The sequence below is a fragment of the Floridaenema flaviceps BLCC-F50 genome, from assembly GCF_041929275.2.
Classification (GTDB): domain Bacteria; phylum Cyanobacteriota; class Cyanobacteriia; order Cyanobacteriales; family Aerosakkonemataceae; genus Floridanema; species Floridanema flaviceps.
In genome coordinates, this window is sequence record NZ_JBHFNR020000001.1 from 2,119,699 (window position 1) to 2,139,255 (window position 19,557).

At 40.7% G+C, this 19,557-nt stretch carries 19 protein-coding genes and 1 riboswitch; of the genes, 9 read left to right on the forward strand and 10 right to left on the reverse strand.

What is annotated here, in order from left to right:
- Positions 1-212: 212 nt before the first annotated feature.
- Both gap and ACE1CI_RS10165 read left to right on the forward strand, forming a co-directional pair.
- The gene (gene gap, locus ACE1CI_RS10160; protein ID WP_413266179.1) at positions 213-1,247 is read left to right on the forward strand and encodes a type I glyceraldehyde-3-phosphate dehydrogenase; all 1,035 of its coding nucleotides are present in this window, start codon (positions 213-215) and stop codon (positions 1,245-1,247) included.
- 144 nt (positions 1,248-1,391) lie between these two features.
- Positions 1,392-2,405 (forward strand): 2-hydroxyacid dehydrogenase, encoded by a 1,014-nt coding sequence (locus tag ACE1CI_RS10165; protein WP_413264009.1) that lies wholly within the window; start codon positions 1,392-1,394, stop codon positions 2,403-2,405.
- Between the two features lie 46 nt (positions 2,406-2,451).
- On the opposite strand, the gene ACE1CI_RS10170 is transcribed toward ACE1CI_RS10165, so the two are convergent.
- Positions 2,452-6,627, reverse strand: a complete 4,176-nt coding sequence (locus ACE1CI_RS10170; RefSeq protein WP_413264010.1) for a PAS domain S-box protein — start codon at positions 6,625-6,627, stop codon at positions 2,452-2,454.
- A 476-nt stretch (positions 6,628-7,103) separates the two neighbouring features.
- Between ACE1CI_RS10170 and ACE1CI_RS10175 the strand changes: the two genes are divergently transcribed.
- From ACE1CI_RS10175 to sipA, 3 genes are all read left to right on the forward strand, one after another.
- A complete protein-coding gene (locus ACE1CI_RS10175) occupies positions 7,104-7,541 on the forward strand; it encodes a hypothetical protein (protein ID WP_413264011.1) in 438 nt (145 codons plus the stop codon).
- A gap of 274 nt (positions 7,542-7,815) precedes the next feature.
- A riboswitch (cobalamin riboswitch) is annotated at positions 7,816-7,981 on the forward strand.
- Between the two features lie 37 nt (positions 7,982-8,018).
- Positions 8,019-9,050: a sirohydrochlorin chelatase gene (locus ACE1CI_RS10180; RefSeq protein WP_413264012.1), complete on the forward strand. Its 1,032-nt coding sequence runs from the start codon at positions 8,019-8,021 to the stop codon at positions 9,048-9,050.
- Positions 9,051-9,134: 84 nt separating this feature from the next.
- Positions 9,135-9,350 (forward strand): regulatory protein SipA, encoded by a 216-nt coding sequence (sipA, locus tag ACE1CI_RS10185; protein WP_413264013.1) that lies wholly within the window; start codon positions 9,135-9,137, stop codon positions 9,348-9,350.
- A gap of 81 nt (positions 9,351-9,431) precedes the next feature.
- Here sipA and ACE1CI_RS10190 read toward each other — a convergent pair whose 3' ends face one another.
- Positions 9,432-10,205: a HEAT repeat domain-containing protein gene (locus tag ACE1CI_RS10190; protein WP_413264014.1), complete on the reverse strand. Its 774-nt coding sequence runs from the start codon at positions 10,203-10,205 to the stop codon at positions 9,432-9,434.
- Positions 10,206-10,482: 277 nt separating this feature from the next.
- On the opposite strand from ACE1CI_RS10190, the gene ACE1CI_RS10195 reads away from it, so the two are divergent.
- The gene (locus tag ACE1CI_RS10195) at positions 10,483-11,493 is read left to right on the forward strand and encodes an IS1/IS1595 family N-terminal zinc-binding domain-containing protein (protein ID WP_413264015.1); all 1,011 of its coding nucleotides are present in this window, start codon (positions 10,483-10,485) and stop codon (positions 11,491-11,493) included.
- Between the two features lie 73 nt (positions 11,494-11,566).
- On the opposite strand, the gene ACE1CI_RS10200 is transcribed toward ACE1CI_RS10195, so the two are convergent.
- The 5 genes from ACE1CI_RS10200 to argF form a co-directional block, all read right to left on the reverse strand.
- Positions 11,567-12,040, reverse strand: coding sequence for a GNAT family N-acetyltransferase (locus tag ACE1CI_RS10200; protein WP_413264016.1), 474 nt, complete (start codon positions 12,038-12,040; stop codon positions 11,567-11,569).
- Positions 12,041-12,184: a DUF8624 family small hydrophobic protein gene (locus ACE1CI_RS10205; RefSeq protein ID WP_413264017.1), complete on the reverse strand. Its 144-nt coding sequence runs from the start codon at positions 12,182-12,184 to the stop codon at positions 12,041-12,043.
- A gap of 75 nt (positions 12,185-12,259) precedes the next feature.
- A complete protein-coding gene (locus tag ACE1CI_RS10210; protein ID WP_413264018.1) occupies positions 12,260-13,546 on the reverse strand; it encodes an AmpG family muropeptide MFS transporter in 1,287 nt (428 codons plus the stop codon).
- 231 nt (positions 13,547-13,777) lie between these two features.
- Positions 13,778-14,392: a transcriptional repressor LexA gene (gene lexA / locus ACE1CI_RS10215; RefSeq protein ID WP_413264019.1), complete on the reverse strand. Its 615-nt coding sequence runs from the start codon at positions 14,390-14,392 to the stop codon at positions 13,778-13,780.
- Between the two features lie 288 nt (positions 14,393-14,680).
- Positions 14,681-15,601 (reverse strand): ornithine carbamoyltransferase, encoded by a 921-nt coding sequence (gene argF, locus ACE1CI_RS10220; protein WP_413264020.1) that lies wholly within the window; start codon positions 15,599-15,601, stop codon positions 14,681-14,683.
- A gap of 254 nt (positions 15,602-15,855) precedes the next feature.
- On the opposite strand from argF, the gene ACE1CI_RS10225 reads away from it, so the two are divergent.
- On the forward strand, positions 15,856-16,173 hold the full coding sequence (locus tag ACE1CI_RS10225; RefSeq protein ID WP_413264021.1) for a hypothetical protein: 318 nt from the start codon (positions 15,856-15,858) through the stop codon (positions 16,171-16,173).
- Entirely contained in the window at positions 16,170-16,535 is a 366-nt protein-coding gene (locus ACE1CI_RS10230; RefSeq protein ID WP_413264022.1) for an aspartyl protease, read from the forward strand. Before ACE1CI_RS10225 ends, ACE1CI_RS10230 begins: the two co-directional genes overlap by 4 nt.
- Positions 16,536-16,702: 167 nt before the next feature.
- Here ACE1CI_RS10230 and ACE1CI_RS10235 read toward each other — a convergent pair whose 3' ends face one another.
- On the reverse strand, positions 16,703-17,395 hold the full coding sequence (locus ACE1CI_RS10235; RefSeq protein ID WP_413264023.1) for a 7-cyano-7-deazaguanine synthase: 693 nt from the start codon (positions 17,393-17,395) through the stop codon (positions 16,703-16,705).
- 131 nt (positions 17,396-17,526) lie between these two features.
- On the opposite strand from ACE1CI_RS10235, the gene ACE1CI_RS10240 reads away from it, so the two are divergent.
- Positions 17,527-18,012, forward strand: a complete 486-nt coding sequence (locus tag ACE1CI_RS10240) for a helix-turn-helix domain-containing protein (protein ID WP_413264024.1) — start codon at positions 17,527-17,529, stop codon at positions 18,010-18,012.
- 29 nt (positions 18,013-18,041) lie between these two features.
- Here ACE1CI_RS10240 and ACE1CI_RS10245 read toward each other — a convergent pair whose 3' ends face one another.
- Both ACE1CI_RS10245 and ACE1CI_RS10250 read right to left on the reverse strand, forming a co-directional pair.
- Complete coding sequence (locus tag ACE1CI_RS10245; protein ID WP_413264025.1) at positions 18,042-18,455, reverse strand: hypothetical protein; 414 nt, start codon at positions 18,453-18,455, stop codon at positions 18,042-18,044.
- Positions 18,456-18,605: 150 nt separating this feature from the next.
- On the reverse strand, positions 18,606-19,460 hold the full coding sequence (locus ACE1CI_RS10250) for an FAD-binding domain-containing protein (protein WP_413264026.1): 855 nt from the start codon (positions 19,458-19,460) through the stop codon (positions 18,606-18,608).
- Between the last annotated feature and the right edge of the window lie 97 nt (positions 19,461-19,557).

The window sequence follows — 19,557 nt, forward strand, 5'->3', positions numbered from 1 at the left end:
GTTTAGCGCTAAAGCGCAACAACGTACCTGACTTGAAAGCTTAAGACTTTGCCAAAAAAAAGCGCCTCTCAGAGTAGAAAGCATTATCGTGATAAGCGTTTGAACACTTGACATGAGGCGGAAGGTAGATGAGTAACTTCAGCCTGATTGATAAACAAGTCTTCATAACCAAGTTGTCAGACTTATTGACACTGAACTAAAAGGAGATTTTCATGACAGCTATTAAAGTAGGCATTAACGGATTTGGTCGCATCGGTAGATTAGTATTCCGCATCGGACTGAGTAATCCAGAAATTGAAATGGCTTGCATTAACGATCTTGTACCACCAGAAGCGATCGCCTACTTATTAAAATATGATTCCACACACGGTCGTTTCGCGGGCACAGTCGAAGCCAAAGAAGACGGCATCGTTGTTAACGGCAAGTTCATCCCTTGCGTATCGGTGAGAAATCCCGAAGAACTACCTTGGGGAAAAATGGGCATCGATTACGTAGTTGAGTCCACCGGACTATTTACCAGCTTTGACGGCGCATCCAAACACCTCACAGCAGGCGCGAAAAAAGTTTTAATTTCCGCCCCCACCAAAGACCCCGATAAAGTACCAACCTTAGTGATGGGAGTCAATCACGACAAATACGACCCCAGCAAAGATCACATCGTTTCTAACGCCAGTTGCACCACCAACTGTTTAGCCCCCGTCGCCAAAGTAATCAATGATAACTTCGGACTCGTCGAAGGCTTAATGACCACAGTTCACGCCATGACAGCCACCCAGCCAACAGTTGACGGGCCCAGCAAAAAAGACTTTCGCGGTGGACGTGGTGCAGCCCAAAACATCATCCCCGCTTCCACAGGTGCAGCAAAAGCCGTTACCCTAGCGATTCCAGAACTGAAAGGCAAACTCACAGGCATGGCTTTCCGCGTACCCACTCCCGACGTTTCAGCCGTTGACTTAACCTTTAAAACGGAAAAAGCCACCAGCTACAAAGAAATCTGCGAAGTCATGAAGGCAGCATCGGAAAACGAACTCAAAGGAATTTTGGGTTACACCGAAGATGATGTAGTCTCCAGCGACTTTACCACAGATCCACATTCCAGCATTTTCGACGCAGGTGCTGGAATCGAATTAAACTCGAATTTCTTCAAAATAGTTTCTTGGTACGACAACGAATGGGGTTATTCCAGCAGAATGGTTGACCTAATCCTGGCAATGGCAGCCAAGGAAAAGGCGCTTCAGCCAGCTTAGAGGAGATGGGGGGATGGGGGGATGGGGGGATGGGGGGAGTTCCTTAATTTACATCAACAACTCTCCCCACCTCCCCACCTCCCCACCTCCCCACCTCCCCACCTCCCCACCTCCCCAATCCCCAGTCCCTAATCCCCAATCACCATGAGAGTAGCAGTTTTTAGCACTAAACCTTACGATCGCCGTTTTCTCGAAGCAGCTAATGAAAAACATGGGCATGAATTAGAGTTTTTTGCTGCTGAATTCAATGCTAATACTGCTCCTTTGGCGGCAGATTTTCCGGCTGTTTGTATATTTGTAAATGACAATGCTGATGCTAAAGCATTGGAAATTATTGCTTCGCGAGGCACAAAATTATTGGCTCTCCGTTCTGCTGGTTTTAATCATGTAGATTTACAAAAAGCCGCAGATTTAGGACTTACGGTTTTGCGCGTTCCGGCTTATTCGCCTTATGCGGTTGCTGAACACGCCGTCGGTTTAATTTTAACTTTAAATCGGAAAATTCACCGGGCTTATAACCGAGTGAGGGAAGGGAATTTTGCTTTAGAAGGATTGATGGGTTTTGATATTCACGATCGCACAGTCGGCGTAATTGGTACGGGGAAAATTGGGCAAATTTTCGGCAACTTGATGCAGGGTTTTGGTTGTCAAATTTTGGCTTACGATTTATATCCTAATGCTGAATATGCGGCTTCTGGTGCTAAATATGTGGATTTACCAGAATTGTTTGCCAACTCGGATATTATTTCTCTACATTGCCCTTTGACTCCTGAAACTTACCACATAATTAACGATTGGGCGATCGAGCAAATGAAACATGGAGTAATGCTCATTAACACCAGTCGCGGCGCATTAGTTAATACCGAAGCAGTGATCGCTGGGTTAAAATCTGGCAAAATCGGTTACTTGGGTTTAGATGTTTACGAACAAGAAGAAAACTTATTCTTTGAAGACCTTTCTACGGAAATTATTCAGGATGACGTTTTTCAGCGTTTGTTAACTTTCCCCAATGTAATTGTAACCGGACACCAAGCATTTTTCACTGAAGAAGCAGTGCGAAATATTTGTGAAACAACCCTAAGCAATGTGAGTGATTTTGAGCAAGGCATTACTTCTAAAAATGAAGTTAAAGCCCCACAAAAAGCAGCTGCTAAATAGGTTCGTTGTAAGGACTTTAGTCCTAGTTCGTTTTAAGCGGAGAGTGTCAATGTAATAAATCGTGCATTACTTCTAGTAATTCTTGAGTTGAGTAAGGTTTAGGTAAAAATTTGTTAGCAGTGGTATTTCCTACATCTTGTAAATGTGTACCGGATACTAACCCACTAGAGGCAATTGTTTTGACTTCGGGATTGATTTTTTGTAGGGTGCGAATAGTCTGAGTACCATCTAATACTGGCATCATTATGTCTACTAATACTAGTTTAATATCGTTTTTATGTTCTACATAAAGAGCGATCGCTTCTACGCCATCTTTCGCAGTCAAAACTTGGTAGTTATAAGCGGTTAAGGTACTCTTAGTAATTTCTCGAATCGCAGCTTCATCATCTACCACTAAAATTAATTCACCGTTTCCCATTGGTAATTCCCAATCTTCCTCATATAAATCTGCTGCTGCTTCTACAGCGGGAAGATATACTTTAAATTCACTACCTTTGCCTAATTTGCTGGAAACAGTAATAAATCCCTTGTGACTTTTGATAATTCCAATCACAGTGGAAAGTCCTAATCCGGTGCCTTTACCAACTTCTTTAGTAGTAAAGAAAGGTTCAAAAATGCGATCGAGAATTTCTGGAGCAATGCCAACTCCTGTATCATTAACCGTAATTACTACATAAGATCCAGGTTGGACATCCATTTGTAATTGGGCATCATTTTCGGTAATTACTAAATTCTCGGCGCTAATAGTTAAACTGCCACCTGTAGGCATAGCATCACGGGCATTAACACACAAATTCATTAACACTTGATGCAGGTGAGTAGCATCACCACAAACTGCCCACAAGTCCCTGGATACATCAGTGTAAATTTCGATCGCTCTGGGAAAAATCTCTTCAACAATTTTCTTAATTTCCTTAATCAAATGGCGAATTTGTAAAACTCCATGTTCACCATCTAATCCCCGTGCAAAAGATAAAACTTGTTTGATTAATTCACTACCTCTTCTGGTGCTATCTTCGAGAATTTCTAACCATTGTTGCCCTTGGGCGCTAGTAATTTGTAATTTTAAAAGTTGTACTGCCATGAGAATGGGAGCTAAAATATTGTTCAAGTCATGGGCAATTCCTCCTGCTAGAGTGCCAATGCTTTCCATGCGTTGCGATCGCAAAAATTGTCGCTCCATCAATTGTTTTTGTGTAATATCAGTATTCACCATTAAAATTGCTTTTGGTTCTCCTACTGAATCACGCACTAAACTCCAACGACTCTCAACAACAATTTCCTTGCCATCTTTTGTTACCTGTTGTAATTCTCCCTGCCATTCCCCTTTGCTGCTAACAGTTTGATAGATATTTTCCACCTGTGGAGGTGTTTCCCAATAGAGCAAATTATTAGCACACTTGCCTAACACTTCTTCTTTTTTCCAACCGTAAAGTCTCTCTGCTCCTTTATTCCAAAATAAAACCCGATGATTTAGGTCACGAACTAAAATTGCATCTGTTGTCACATCAAGTAAAGCAGCTTGTTGGCGGATTTTTTGTTCTGCTAATTTGCGTTCAATTAGTTCCTGTTGTACTTGTTGATAAAGTTGTGATTGTTGAATGGCAATTTCTAATTGAGTCGCCAATTGTTTCAGCAATTCTATTTCCCAATTTTGCCATTTTCGCGGATTTGAACAATGATGAGCCACCAATAAACCCCATAATTTATTTTCCTGTAAAATGGGGACAACTAAATTGGCACGAACTTGAAATTGAGCCAGTAAATTAATGTGGCAAGGCGATAAACCTGCGGTCAAAATGTCTTCTACTGCTTGAATTCCACCTCGTTCATAACTCTCTCTTCGAGCCGTATCTTTGAAGAAAGAATCTGAGATTTTTTCTCCTAAAATTGGCTGCCAATTCGGAGCAACTGATTCTACGGCAACAACTCCACTCCAGTCTGGATCGAAGCGGAAAATCAAAACGCGATCGCTCTCCAGTAACCGCCGAACTTCCGTCACAGTAGTATTAAGAATTTCATCTAAATCTAAAGATTGGCGAATTCTTTGAGCAATTTCTGCAACTAATTTTTCTCTTTGGGCTTGTTGGCGTAAAGCTTCTTCTGCTTGTTTGCGATCTGTAATATCGTTGCGAACAGCAATATATTGATAAGGATTTCCTTGAGCATCCAAAAAGGGAACAATTGTCGTATCTACCCAGTAAATACTACCATTTTTAGCCCGGTTCCTAATTTCCCCTTTCCAAACTTTGCCTTGAGAAATTGTGCTCCAAATATTCTGAAAGAAGGCTTTTGGATGATAGCCAGAATTAATAATACGGTGATCTTTTCCTAGTAATTCTTCCCGACTGTAACCAGAAATTTGGCAAAATTTATCGTTAACATATTGAATTACACCTTTATTGTTGGTAATAGCAACGATCGCAGATTCATCCAAAGCAAATTTGAAATCTGCTAATTCTTTATGGGACTTTTGTAAAGTTTCTTCTGCCCGTTTGCGCTCAGTAATATCTTGGGTTATTTTAGAAAAACCGCAAATTTTTCCGGTGCCATCCTGCAATGCTGTAATTACTACATTTGCCCAAAAGTAAGAGCCATCTTTCCCCACGCGCCAACCTTCATTTTCCACTCTACCAACTGTTGCTGCTATTTCTAATAGTCTATCGGGTTTTCCCTGGGCTACATCTTCAGGTGGATAAAAACGAGAAAAATGTTGTCCAATAATTTCCTCTGCTTGATAACCTTTGATTGCTGATGCGCCTTTATTCCAACTAGCAACATAGCCGTTAGCATCTAATACAAAAATGGCGTAATCTTTCACTCCATTAAGCAACAGACGGAAACGTTCTTCACTTTCATGCAAAGATTTTTCAGCTTTTTGACGATCGCTTTCTGCTTGTTTACGCTCAGTAATATCTTGCCAACTACCCACTATTTCGCTCGGATTACCCGCCCCATCACGTAGTAGTTTTAATTCGTCATAAGTCCAATGATAAGTACCATCTTGGTGCAAAAAGCGATACTCATAACTATGGTGTCCCTGTGCGAATAAAATTGGTATTGCTTCGGCAATTAGAGTCACATCTTCTGAATGAACATGAGCGAACCAAAAATTGGGATCGTTCAGAAAATCCTCTGCTGAATAACCAAATAAAGCAGTAACATTTTCACTAACGAAAGTTGCTGGGTAACTCGCCGTTGGTTTGCAGCTATAAATCACAACCGGACTAGTCTTTAATAAATGTTGTAATCTTTCTTGAGTTTTTAGTAATAATTCTTCGGTTTGCTTGCAATCGGTAATATCTTGACCTATGCCGATCGTCTTCCCATCAGAAAGCTTCACATTTGCCCAACTAGTATTGGGCACCCGACCATCTTTAACATGAGTTTTCAAATCTTGCCATTGCTGATATTCTGCCTTTTGAATAAACTCCCAAACTTGTTGTCGATACTGTGGATCGGGATAAAATTTCGTCAAAATATCCGGCGAGTCTTCTAATTCCTCTAAAGTCCAACCTAAAGCATTTACCAACTCTTGGTTAATCATTTGCAGCTTTCCTTCTCGCGCAAAAAAGCCCATCATCACAGGAATATGAGCAAAAATAGCGTGCAAAATTTCCTTTTGTTGCTGAGTAACTGCATTTAACGCTTGATTTACAGATGTGCTATTACAAACCACTTGTAACATTTGTTTTTGGGCTATTAGCAAACTCTGGGTTTGCTGAAATTCTGCTAAATTTTTCCGTAATTCTAGCTGAGCGATCGCCTGATGGCTTAATACTTGAAGTGCGGAAATTTGTTTTTTTGTCAACTCTCGAGGAATCCGATCGATCGCACATAATGTCCCCAAAGCAAGCCCATCAGATGTAATTAAAGGCGCACCTGCATAAAATCTAATGTAGGGTTCTCCAGTTACTAAAGCATTATTCGCAAATCTCCCATCTTTCCGAGCATCCTCAACAATGAACGGTTCTTTTTGCAAAATAGCATAATTACAAAAAGCTACATTCCGGGGTGTTTCGGTAACTCTCAGCCCTAGTTTAGATTTGAACCATTGCCGCTCTGCATCTACTAAACTAATTAAAGCGATCGGTGTCTCACAAATCTGGGCGGCTAAATTTGTTAAGTCATCAAATACTGCTTCTGCTGGAGTATCCAATATTTGATACTGCTCCAGCGCTGCTAAACGTTTCTTTTCATGATCGGGAAGAACAGCTTTCATAATAAGTACAGGGATTTTTGGTGCGATCGCAATAAACTAAACGATTAAAGTCCTCTATTATTGGAATACCCTTTACCGGGCTAGCTGATAAAATTACTTAACAATTAGTTATTTATTTTTTGAAATAAAATACTTTTTTTCGGAAATGAAACTTTTTCCTAAACTTTGACTAAAAATCAATTTTTTTACTTTTACCTATTTTTCTATAGTTGTAACAAGTTTAATGTAAAACGGGATGTCATCTGAGGATCTTTATTCTCTTATTACAATAGACGAGCTTCCTTAATTAAACAGATTAAAGGAACGAACCCAGCCTTACCTTGGTACTCAATAATTGTTGCCACAACTTTGCTAACTGATGATAGCGATCGCACTACACCTCTTAAGGAATATTTAATTTTAACACCCCTGACAGATTCAGCATCATTTTACTTGCCTTAGCTTAGAGTTAAGCTAACCAAGTTACCTTGTTGATTATGAACTATGAATACAGTCATCCCCGGAAGCAAAATTTACAGTTGGATTCCTTAGAAGAGGAAATTCTACTTGGATTACAAATATGTGGAGAACTTTTAGTTCAATCTAAGGATATTATGTTAGGTGCGCTAGCCTATCAAGGTTGGTTAGAGCATGGTCGCTGTTTGGTGATAGTTAACCTACCCAATGTCAAAGATGTTTCCGGTGCAATTGAATTACCAATGGGGTTAATGCTGCACAACGATCCAGGAATTAAGTTTTTTGGAGCAGAAGATTTGCTCGAACAATATAATCCTCAAACTGAAGGAGTATTGGTTGTCTCTCACACAAATTTAAATTACTGTATTGCTTGTGCTTGTATATTTGCTCCTAGCTTTCCCCCACAAATTTGTTATGAAGAAATCATGAGTAGACCTTGGGAATTTGACATTGGTTGATTTCTTCACAGATGATTGGTAGTAGGTAGTAGGTAGTGGGTAGTGGTATTCCTACTAGCTACTACCACCCTCAATCTGACTAACTACCAACTTGAGTTAATTAGTCAGTGCAGTTTTTTAAACATGGTTTTTCCCTTGACAATTGACTAGTTTTCTGTATAAGATTTAGCTGCAATAAAGTAACTAGTTACTCAGAATTTATTTTAATATTTAATAGCGGTAATATTTCCCTGTACCCTCCAGCCGGAAAAATCCTCTCCCCCCCCATTTCACTAAACCATTGAATCCGCTAAGATATCAAAGCACACCAAACTTAGCAAAGTAGGGAAACTCCGGTGCAAGTCCGGGGCTGTGCCGCAGCTGTAAGCGAAAATAGATTAGGTAGTTTTTCCACTGTCTACATCGCTAGCCAGAACGCCTACTTATTAACGTCCACTTTATTTTCCTGCGTCGCACAGGAAAAAGGATAATTAATTAATGCCTACTGTAAGTTTATCGACTTTGACCACTGTAACGGATTTAGAATTGCCTACATTGCCCCTACAAAGACCATTATTAATGATTGGTCATGGAACTAAAGATGAAGAGGGAAGACAAAGTTTTTTAGATTTTGCTGCTGCTTATCAAGAATTGGATCGATCGCGCCCCGTAGTCCCATGTTTTTTAGAACTAACTGGCCCGACAATTCAAGAAGGGATCGATCGCTGCATCGAACAAGGATACACAGAATTCTCAGTTTTACCAATTTTATTATTTGCCGCCCGCCACAACAAATTTGATATTACCAATGAATTAGACCGCGCCAAAATTAAATATCCCCAACTGAAATTTCACTACGGTCGGCACTTTGGAATTACCCCGAATATATTGGAATTGTGGCGATCGCGTCTAACTCAACTTGACAACGAAAAATATCCCCGTTCCGAAACAGTTTTATTATTTGTCGGACGTGGTTCCAGCGACCCAGACGCTAACGGCGACGTTTACAAACTAGCACGAATTCTTTGGGAAGGAAGCGGCTATTCCACAGTAGAAACCTGCTTTATCGGCATTACTCACCCACGATTAGAAGAAGGATTTCGTCGCGCCAGACTTTACCAACCCAAGCGAATAATCGTTTTACCTTACTTTTTATTTACCGGACTTTTGGTAAAAAAGATTTTCGACGTTACCGCCCAACAACAAACCCAATTTCCCGAAATAGAAATGGTTTGTTTGCCAGAAATGGGCATTCATCCCCAACTATTTCAAGTAATGCGAGAACGGGAAATAGAAACCCAATTAGGCGAAGTCCAAATGAACTGTGAAATGTGCAAATTCCGCCTTGCTGCTGTCAGTAAAAACGGCAATGGACATAGCCACAGTCACGGACATTCCCACGATCATCATCACCATCATCATCATGAGCATAATCACGATCATGGGCACAGTCACGACCACTCACACCCAGCTGTAGATCCTTACGCAGATTTAGAAAAATATCATCAAAAAATCTGGCAAGCACCTTAACTACTAACCAGATCCCCGACTTCTTCTGTGAAGTCGGGGATCTAGATATCATATTCAGTAAAATCTAAACTCCTAACATTCAAAATGAGCAAAGAATTTCGCATAGGGGAAAAAGTCCGAGTCGTAGCATTACCACCTTACGTGAAAACTGCCGAACCGATGCCAATGCTACGTCCACCAGATGTAATTAAGTTAGGAGAAGAAGGAGTAGTGATCGATCGCCGTCCCGGAGGTTATTGGGGAGTGCGCTTTGCCAGAGGCAACTTTTTACTCGACACTCAGTATATTGAATCTACTTAGCTTGACACAGATCCCCGACTTCTTCAGATCCCCGACTTCTCTAAGAAGTCGGGGATCTGAAGAAGTCGGGGATCTTGCCCTTCACAACAAACTTTCTGGTGAAATTATTCCTTCTTGAGCCATTTTTTCAATCACTTGCAGTCCGCGAGGGTCGCCAACTCGTAACAGAGAAGCTTTCGCGTCTTCCCTGACTCCCATATCGCGGTCTTCTTCCATCACTTGAATTAAAGCATCGATCGCACCAGCATATACTACATTTGATGGTAGTTCGCGACAGAGTTGCCCCAAAGACCAAGCGCAGTTACTCCGCACCGCTGCGACTGGATCTTGAATTAAAGCTTCAATTAACGGGGGAATGGAAGCGACTACTGCTTCGTAGCCTAACTCAGCCATTTGCGCCAAAGAACTAGCTGCCCATAAACGTACAGCCGAAATATCAGTTCGTAAAGCATCAGTCAGGGGGGCGACAGAACGGCGATCGCGACAGTTCCCCAGCGCCCAAACAATGCCTTTACGGACATAACCATTCCAATCTCGGTTTAATTGGTTAATTAACGGTTCTACCGCATCAGCACCCGGGTTACGCCCCAAACCATAAGCCGCACTTACCCGCACCAACGGACAAGCATCTGTCAACAAACGAATTAAATGGGGAATGGCGCGTCGATCTTGTAACTCACAAAAAGCTCTGGCTGCTAGCATTCTTTGCGACGTTTCGGCTGCATTCAACAGCGCCAACATTGCCTCTGGATCGGGTTTAGCAACCTCTTCTTCTTCCAGTGGTTCTAGCTGATCTAAGGGACTTTGCAGATCAGCTTCCGGGTCAAGTAGGGTCAGGTCGTCGTCATCATACATAATTCTCAATTACCTTATCAGACCTGATACCATCAGTCTGTTACTCAGGTTAGCGATCGATAAATCTATTTGTTGTTGATGGTAGAGAGGCACAAGAAAGGAATCTTTCATTTTTCCCTACTTTTGTAAATAAACACTAAGCAACTGCAATTAATTTTACGACCAGGCTCAAACTTAAAATCATAACGTTATTTTTCAAGTTTTGTTCTTTATTTTAGTATATTGGACTACAGAAAGACTAAATTGAATAGCAACTCTTAAACATCAGGAGCAGAATGTGACAGATCACCTAGAACAATATCGACGGTTAGCCCGTGCAATTAGATTCGTTCCCCCTTTGCCAGAATCTCATCTAGCAGAAACAAAGGAAAATCATTCTAGCTGGGCTTCATCAGTATCGCATTTTCCCGCGACAAACACACCATCACCCACAAAACCAGAGGAAAATTTTGGCCCACCTCCCGATCCATCGGAACATATAGCCGCTTTGGTACAGAAAGCGGTTTCTGGGCATACTGTTTTGCCAGTTACTTATAGTGTTCAGGAAAATGTAGGCGATCGCATCAGTCGATTAAACCAAAACACAGAAACTCAACAGCATAAACCATTAATCATTCTGCCAAAAATTCCCGCTCCCGATCCCAACTGGACTGGGCCCACTCCAGTTATTCATCAACAAAATGCTGAGGTCGAAGTAGCAGCAAATCATCCACCAGAAACTTCAACTAATGGCAAGTTGTCAGTTGAACAAATAGCTTCAGCAGAAATAAAATTACAGGAAAATTCAATTCTTCCAGTATTAGAAACACCACCTTCAGAGGAGTTAGTAGTAACACCTTTGAACAACGAAAATTCTGCTATAGAAACTCCATCAGAACTAGTAGAAGTTGGTACATTAGCAACAAAAATTGCGCCAGTAGAAACATCAGAAACTGAACCATCTTCAGAGATTGTTGTTGAGCCGGAAACAGTTACCGAAGCACCTATTCAAGAAACTGTTGTTACTGAAATAACGGAAAATTTAAATGTTCAAGAAACAGTAACAGAACAGCTAAAAAATGTTGCCGATTTGCTCACAGAAGTATCCGAAAAAGTACCAACCCCTGAACCAACAACAACTAAAAAATCATCAACTAAAAAATGGCTGATCGCAGAAGTTGTCTGTCCTAAATGTGGTTCTAACAAAGTTAAAGAAAAAGGATACACTAACGGTCAACAAAAATACACTTGCAAAAACTGCGGTAAACGTTGGCGTGTTGATTTAGAACCAAATGGGGAAAATGATTAACTAGTCAAGAAAACCCAAAGTACGTTGTTGCGCTGTCTTCGCTATACAAGAGCGCTGAAGCGCAACAACGTACCTAAGAAATCCTCTTCACCATCCACAGAGATTGAGGTTGATAACCTAATTGGGAATATAAGTTAATTGCTGGTTGATTGGATTGAAAAACTTGGAGACTGATTTGGCGATCGCCCCGACTTTTTGCCCAATCTTCGCCCAATAGCATTAAACTTTTCCCAATGCCTTGGCGACGATGTTCGGGAGCAACATAGAGGAGAAAAATGTGGGCATGGCGATCGCCTTTTACCTGATCGATTCCATTACCCACCCATAAACAACCTACTTTAATCGCCGCAGCATTTACCACCTTTTCTTCCACCCACCAAACCGGAGTTTCCTGCGAAAAATACTTCTCAACCGTAACAGCTAAATGGGAAAAATCCTGCTCAGGAAACAGTTCTTGGTAAGTTTTCTGCATAAACTTCACCAAAGTAGCCCGATCTAAACTCGAACCAGTAACAAATTGATAGTTTGCGGGTAGTTTGTAGACCATCTAGGAAGCAGAAGTTACTTCTTCAACTGGTGCGGGTGCTGCCATATCCGCAGGTAAAAAGATGCGCGAACTCACTGCTAGTAAAGCGACTAAAAAGACTAGTAAAATCAAAAAAGGAGCAACGTACTGACGAAAAATAGCCATAGTTTAGAATTGTCCGGTTTGAGCGAAAAAATTGTTTTCCGAAACCTTTTCCAGTCTCTATATTACAGTTTACAACTAGATTTCAAAATCTTCTCTTTCATCTAATCCAGGTCTGGGCATCGGTTGAGGTCGAGGATTCCAAGGAGCGACAATAGGTAAAAGCGCTAATCCTGGTAAAGCTGCGAAAATACTGATTAGGAAAAATAAAGGCCAACCTGTTTTTGCTGCTAAAAAGCCGGAAGGAGCAACCAAAAGGTCTCGACTAACAGCCATAAAACTAGTGAGCAAAGCGTATTGAGTAGCCGAAAAACGCTGGTTACAAAGACTCATTAAAAAAGCCACAAAACCCGCTGCTGCAAGTCCTCCGCAAAAGTTTTCCACATTGATACTCAACACTAAAAGCGGATAATTTTTTCCAGCTTGCGCGAGGACAAAATAACCAATATTACTTAAAGCTTGCAGTAAACCAAATATCCACAAAGAGCGATTAATGCCGATTTTACTGAGAATTGCACCTCCGGTTAATGTTCCCACAATCGTAGCAATTAAACCCATTCCACCACGAATTGCACCGATTTCTTTTTGAGCGAAACCAGTTTTAATTAAAAAGGGAGTGGAAAGACTGCTCAAGAATGCGTCACCAAGACTGTAAAGGACGATGAATAGCAGAATTACAAAACCTAAAAGTAAGCCATGTCGGTAGAAAAAATCGCCAAAAGGTAAAACAACTGCTTGTTTTAAAGATTCGGGACGATTTTCGTCTTCTGGTGGCTCTGGCGCAAAGAATGAGGCGACTACACCGACGAGCATGAGGAGGGACATTAACAGAAAAACAGAAGGCCAAAGGATGCTATCAGCGAGAATAAAAGCTACGGAACCTGTGGCTAAAAGGGCGAGACGATAGCCTAAAACGAAAACGGCTGCACCAGCGCCCATTTCTAGTTTTTCTAAAACGTCGGTGCGGTAAGCGTCAGCAGCAATATCTTGGGTAGCGCCGAAAAAGGCAATTAATACGGCATTAATGGCGAGAAGTTGTAAAGCTTGTCCCGGTTTTTGGAAGTAGAGGGCGGCGATCGCTAAAATTAAAGCTACTTGAGTAATCGCCAACCAACCACGCCTGCGCCCTAAAAATGGGGGTACATAGCGATCGAGTATAGGCGACCACAAAAACTTCAGGGAATAGGGCAAATTTACCAAAGCAAACAACCCAATGGCACCTAAATCAACTTTTTCCACAGTCATCCAAGCTTGCAGGTTGCTTCTCGGTAACAAAAAAGGCAACCCAGAAGAAAATCCTAATAACAAAAGAGCCGCCATTTTGCGACTCTGGAAAACTTTGAGAAAAGACGGAAAAGATTTCACAACTAATTAAATAACTCCTCTAAACTTTGAGTTATCTTCGCACAAAAAGGGACTGGGGACTGGGGACTGGGGACTGGGGACTAGGGATTGGGGAGTGGGAAAATTTTGAGTTTTGAGTTTTGAGTTTTGAGTTTTAAGTTGGAAAGTTGGATGAGTTTTAAGTTAGGTACTTTTCTTGCTCCCCTGCTCCCCTGCTCCCCTGCTCCCCTGCTCCCCTGCTCCCCATCTCCCTTAATAGTTGCGCCAAACACCGACTAATGTTCCTTGGAGTTGGACTTCTTGTGCTGGTGCTTCGATGGGTTGATATTTGGCGTTGGCGGGTTTGAGGATGACGCGATCGCTTTTGCGGTAAAAGCGTTTTAAAGTTGTACCATGTCCTTCAACTCTCGCGGCTACAATTGTGCCATTCTTCACTGTGTCGGGTTGGGCGACGGGGCTCAGAATTACTAAATCACCATCAGCAATATGATCTTCGATCATGCTGTCGCCCATTACCCTTAAAGCATAAGTTTTTGGTGGTAATGCGTTGGCAAGGTCGAGTTTTTCTACGGAATCGGTGTAAGGTTCTACCATGCAACCTGCGGCGATCGCTCCTAAAATCGGTACGCTACTACTAGGTTCGGTTTCTATTTGCGATCGCAAAATTCTATAAGTGCGAGCTTTGCCATCTGACCAAGTAATATATCCTTTTTCTCGCAAATGATCTAAGCGACTTTGGACGGGTGCTGGCGATTTTAAATTCATCGCTCGCATCATTTGTCTAATTGACGGGGCATAATGATGCTGGTTGATGTATTCAACTAGCCAGTCGTAAAGTTCTTGTTGAGCTTCTGTGAGGGTTTCCATAGTAGAATTCCGGGTAAGTGTTCTAGACAGTTTGTGATTAGTTATGAGCGATCGATTCATCACTCAAAAATTTATCTTCTAGAACATTCGTACTATTAAAAACCCCTTTTTGTCCAGTATTTTATAAAAAAGGATATAGGTTGAATTAAAAATTGGCGAGGAAAATCTCAGCATTTATGCTGGAATATATCTTAGTTTTTTTGCTTTGAATAATTCAAGAGTTAGACGACAACACTAAATATGGGGGGATGGTGCGTTACGTTTCCCTAACGCACCCTACGGATGGAATTAATCTGCGCCGAGTAAACTTGCTAATAAAGCTTTTTGGGCGTGCATTCGATTTTCTGCTTGATCCCAAAGTCTAGACTGTGAACCTTCCATGACTTCATCTGTAATTTCTTCGCCACGATGAGCAGGTAAACAATGTAAAACAATGGCATCTTTGTCAGCCACACTCATCAATTGTTCGTTGACTTGATAAGGTTGAAAAACGGGAATTCTATTATCAGCTTCAGCTTCTTGACCCATACTAGCCCAAACATCTGTGTAGATAACATTTGCGCCTTTAGCAGCAGCAATAGGATCGGTTGTAATTGTAACTTCTGTGCGATCGCCTGCGATCGCCTTAGCTTTTTCTGCTATATTTGGGTCTGGTTGGTAATCGCTTGGTGAAGCAATTCTCACATTCATTCCCACCATCGCACAACCGAGCATTAGGGAATTAGCCATATTATTCCCATCTCCAACGTAAGTCAAAGTTAAACCTTCCAACTTACCAAAACATTCTTTTGCGGTTAATAAATCTGCCAAAACTTGACAAGGATGTTCTAAGTCAGTTAAAGCATTAATTACCGGAATTTTGGCATAATCAGCAAAAGTTTGTAACTCCTCTTGTTTAAAGGTTCTGATTGCTAAGATATCTAAATACCGATCCAAAACTCTGGCGGTGTCTTGTACTGGTTCGCCACGACTGACTTGGGTAACATTAGGATTAAGGTCAATTACTTGTCCTCCCAGTTGGTACATCGCCACAGTAAAACTTACCCTAGTTCTAGTCGAAGCTTTGGAGAAGATTAACCCCAGAACTTTGTTACAGCGAATATTTACTTTTTTGGATTTCATTTGTGTAGCGAGATCCAAAAGTTGTAATACTTCTTCTGGAGTTAGGTCTGCTAGACTTAATAAATCTCTGCCTTTGAGTGTTTCCATGCTTTTTCCTAAATTGTTGTGAAATGCGATCGTCCTGAGAATTTTCTCAAGAAATCAGCATTTTAAAAAGCTAACAGATCTTTTCCCTTAAGCCTAGCCACATCTTTGGCATTTTCTGACATTTATGTACGTTGTTGCGCTTCAGCGCTCTTCTGATCTTGGTAAAAAGAGCGCTAAAGCGCAACAACGTACATGAGCTTAATCTGATTTATAATAACAAATAAAGATTGGTTGTTTATTGAGAGCAACAAAAAATGACTCAGCTATCTGAAAATCAAACTCCGCGTCGAGGCAGAGTATTTCCAGAACGCCAATTATCTCCCGAAGAAAAAGCACTTCGTCAGGCTGAAGGTGAAGAATTTGCCAACCGTTGTCGGGTGATTTTTGAACGAGTTAAACCGGAACTAATTAAGGAGCATTACGATTGGTTTATTGTGATTGAGCCGGATAGTGGCGACTATTTTATAGACGCAGATGAAATGGTGGCAATACAAAAGACTCGTGAAAAATATCCTCATACAAAGAGTCTCATTATGCGTCTAAATGAAACAGGAACCTGTGGCAGAATATGATTACAGGCGAATTTAACAGTAAGGGAGAGTTAATTTTTGAAATAGGTTTGATTGCTGCTGATGGTGAAATTATTGAAGTTAAAGCACTCTTAGATACAGGTTTCACAGGCTGGCTAGCAATTGATAACCAAGATGCCGAAAGTTTGGGATGGATTCTTGGGAGTCAACAACGAAATATGGAGACTGCACGCGGCGAAGCACGGTTTAATTTGTATCAAGGAAATGTACTTTTTGATCGAGAAGAATTCGCAATTTTAGTTTTGGGTGGAGATGAGTTGCCAGATATTTTGTTGGGTGTGTATTGGCTACAAACAAAGAGACTTGTGGCTGATTTTCCGGCAGGAGTTTTGACTTTAGGATAGGTGAAAAAACGCTTCAAAAACCGGGTTTCTTTAATAAACCGGGTTTTTGTTGTGGTGAATAGGATCAGATAGCTTAATTATCTGTGTGAGTCAGGCATTATTAAAATTTTAGAATCTGCCAAAGATACTTTTTACGCCGTTTGATTGAAAATACCCTACTGGCTGTGTTACAAAAGTGCTTCTAATTTTGAAATTTCACGTTCCTTCATGTATCTCGTAGGATCAGCCAATCCTAGCCGAGCAAACACACTTTTACGCTTTTGACACCGTTCGCACTCACCGCAATGATACAGATTTCCCCAAGTGCAACTCCAACTTTCAGATAAATTGATGCCTTCATCAAGTCCTAGTTGCAAAACATCATCATCTTCCATTTCAATGAAAGGTGCTTTAACAGAGATTTGAATCCCTGTATTCAGTCTTATAACTGTTTCTACTGTTGATACAAGAAGGGGAAGATTTGGTACACGGGAGATGTCCGACTTAGTACCACCATAATACACATATTCATATTTATGATAAGCAGCGTGTATACCGCACATAGTTTGAATCATGCAAGAGCCACGAGGAATACGTTCATCTAAACCACCTTCTGTAACAGTTTCATAAGGTGGCTCACTGTAGGCAATCAGCAAGTTTCTCAGATTAGGTATATCGATATATTCAAGAGGGACTCCCAATTCATTACAAACTTTTTTAGCATAAGATAACTGCCGTTCGGCACTGTACTGGCCTACATTAATAAATATTGCTCCCAGCCGTGAGGTTAGTCTTTTCTTAAGAGCATGAAGCATGATCGTTGACTCCATGCCTGCTGAGAGCATTACTAATGTGTCTTTGTCTTCTACAATAAACTTCATACTTCTTTTTCCTCTTAATATGTGTTTGGATAGCAATAGCATAAGCTAGTACTGTATAACCATGAACTAATAAAGATTAGCTAATGTGTTAGAATTAGGTTAGGAAAATTTTTGATAAAGAATCTCCAACAATGCCATCTACTGAGTTATTCACCGAAGCTGCAAATGAGTGGGACTTGGAAACTCTTTATACAGACCTCGCTTCTGCGAAGGGGAAGCGCCTGACACCAGTAGAAAAGTTACACCTACGGGGATTGCTTTGTGGTTATAGTCCTGCTGAATTAGCTGAAAAGCTGAATAAAAGCGCCAAGGGTATTGGTGTTGACCTTTGTAACACTTTGTATCATTACGTTAAGAACCTTGTCGGTAAAGGCGATGAAAAGATAGAAAATTGGAGAAATATAGCTGAATGGCTTGAGGAAGCAGGATATAAATCTCAGTCATCTGCTGAATATGAAACAAGTGATTGTTTGCCATTAGAATTTTTAATAAAAAGAGCGAATATCACAATTGATAAACATAAAGTAATCGTTGATATTAACTTGCGAATAGTAGCATCCTCACCTTTAGAAAATCTTCCAACAACAGAAGGAATAGATACTAACGGCAAGGTTTAAAGTTTAAGAAAAATTACTGCATCCAATTTTCATTTAAAAACATATTTTTGGGCGACTTTCCAATAACGGGAAAAACGTTTTAAATCAATGTAACCGTCATAATCTAAAAAAGGATCGATCGCCACCACCAACAACCTAACATCTTTCTCAATTTCCCCACAAATCTCTTTAAATCTAGGGCTAGGACTTTCCGCAGTCACCACAGTATCAGCCTCATGTTCTTTGGCAAAAGCTAACACCTCATTTGCCACATCACCGCGACGAATCACCACAGGTAACTCTAACAAACATTCATAAATAAAAGTAATTCGTTTCAGACTAATTTGCCATTCTTGAAGTAACGCTTCATCCCAAACCCAAATAGCAGGCGCATCAGGATATTGCAGCAAAGCGGGATTTTTCGGGCTCAAACAATCACCATGTATCCAAATAATTTTAGTCATTTGTCATTTGTTGTTTGTCATTTGTTATTTGTCATTTGTCATTGGTGAGCATCCACAGTAAAAATAACTTCTGCAAAAACAGATAACCTAGATATACCATCTGTGTTCATCTGTGTTTATCTGTGGACATCTGTGGTTTAAAAAACACTTTCAACCTCGCCGTTTACCCTTTTGCCAACTTTGACTCCCACTGCGATTTTCCAAAGGTGCAGCTTTAGGAAACAAATGCTTTTCCAAATCCTCATAACTTCCCTCAAAATCACATTTACCATACAAAGGACATTGACGACAATAAACCCCTTCTGTATAACGTTCTAAATTTTCACGATTAAAAAAGTATGGTTTATGACTAAAAGTACTAGCAATCCATTGCCAAGAAAGATTATTACTAGCGGGATCTCCATCTAATAAATGTGATAAAAACCATTTTGCGCCAACTTGCCAACGAATTCGTCGCCAATGGACAATATAAGCTGCCATCCACATTCTGGCATGGTTGTGTAAGTAGCCATGCGATCGCAAATCCTGACTAAAATTATCGATACAAACTAAACCTGTACTTCCCGAAATAATATCTTCTGGAAGATTATCTGCATAATCTTTCACACTGTAACCAGTTTTGTATGCTTCTCGATCCTGCCAAATTTTATCTCCCAATTGGGCGTATAATCTTTGCCAATAGTCTCGCCAACCCAACTCGTTAATTAATTTGGTAGCATCATCTTGATTTTGCACTTTTCCTAAAACAGTATCACGCACTTCTGCTAAACTGAGTACGCCATAGCGAATATAAGGCGAAAGCTTGGTGAGAGCACCAGTTAGGAAATTGCGCGATTTAGCGTAACTTACTGGGTCAATTTTTTGCAGCATTTTTTGGGCTGCTTTCCTTCCACCCAATGTTTCGCTAATATGTTCATCTTCTGTTGCTGCATCGGGAAATTGCTCTGTGAGGTAAGTAACTAATTGATCGCGGTTACTAAATTCGCGTTGCATATCTTTGGTCATTTGGGATCTCTTTGGCGCTTTTTTCCACTGTTTTTAGGGTAACTGATATCTGAGGAAACCACCAAATTTACTAAACTACTTTTGTTGATCTTTTAGG

Excerpts from the sequence above, each read along its gene's own strand:
- ACE1CI_RS10165 (WP_413264009.1), top strand. The coding sequence starts at position 1,392 with ATGAGAGTAGCAGTTTTTAGCACTAAACCTTACGATCGCCGTTTTCTC.
- ACE1CI_RS10245 (WP_413264025.1), bottom strand. The coding sequence starts at position 18,455 with ATGACTAAAATTATTTGGATACATGGTGATTGTTTGAGCCCGAAAAAT.
- argF (WP_413264020.1), bottom strand. The coding sequence starts at position 15,601 with ATGGAAACACTCAAAGGCAGAGATTTATTAAGTCTAGCAGACCTAACT.
- ACE1CI_RS10250 (WP_413264026.1), bottom strand. The coding sequence starts at position 19,460 with ATGACCAAAGATATGCAACGCGAATTTAGTAACCGCGATCAATTAGTT.
- ACE1CI_RS10230 (WP_413264022.1), top strand. The coding sequence starts at position 16,170 with ATGATTACAGGCGAATTTAACAGTAAGGGAGAGTTAATTTTTGAAATA.
- sipA (WP_413264013.1), top strand. The coding sequence starts at position 9,135 with ATGAGCAAAGAATTTCGCATAGGGGAAAAAGTCCGAGTCGTAGCATTA.
- ACE1CI_RS10190 (WP_413264014.1), bottom strand. The coding sequence starts at position 10,205 with ATGTATGATGACGACGACCTGACCCTACTTGACCCGGAAGCTGATCTG.
- gap (WP_413266179.1), top strand. The coding sequence starts at position 213 with ATGACAGCTATTAAAGTAGGCATTAACGGATTTGGTCGCATCGGTAGA.
- ACE1CI_RS10225 (WP_413264021.1), top strand. The coding sequence starts at position 15,856 with ATGACTCAGCTATCTGAAAATCAAACTCCGCGTCGAGGCAGAGTATTT.
- ACE1CI_RS10235 (WP_413264023.1), bottom strand. The coding sequence starts at position 17,395 with ATGAAGTTTATTGTAGAAGACAAAGACACATTAGTAATGCTCTCAGCA.
- lexA (WP_413264019.1), bottom strand. The coding sequence starts at position 14,392 with ATGGAAACCCTCACAGAAGCTCAACAAGAACTTTACGACTGGCTAGTT.
- ACE1CI_RS10175 (WP_413264011.1), top strand. The coding sequence starts at position 7,104 with ATGAACTATGAATACAGTCATCCCCGGAAGCAAAATTTACAGTTGGAT.
- ACE1CI_RS10170 (WP_413264010.1), bottom strand. The coding sequence starts at position 6,627 with ATGAAAGCTGTTCTTCCCGATCATGAAAAGAAACGTTTAGCAGCGCTG.
- ACE1CI_RS10240 (WP_413264024.1), top strand. The coding sequence starts at position 17,527 with ATGCCATCTACTGAGTTATTCACCGAAGCTGCAAATGAGTGGGACTTG.
- ACE1CI_RS10205 (WP_413264017.1), bottom strand. The coding sequence starts at position 12,184 with ATGGCTATTTTTCGTCAGTACGTTGCTCCTTTTTTGATTTTACTAGTC.
- ACE1CI_RS10180 (WP_413264012.1), top strand. The coding sequence starts at position 8,019 with ATGCCTACTGTAAGTTTATCGACTTTGACCACTGTAACGGATTTAGAA.
- ACE1CI_RS10200 (WP_413264016.1), bottom strand. The coding sequence starts at position 12,040 with ATGGTCTACAAACTACCCGCAAACTATCAATTTGTTACTGGTTCGAGT.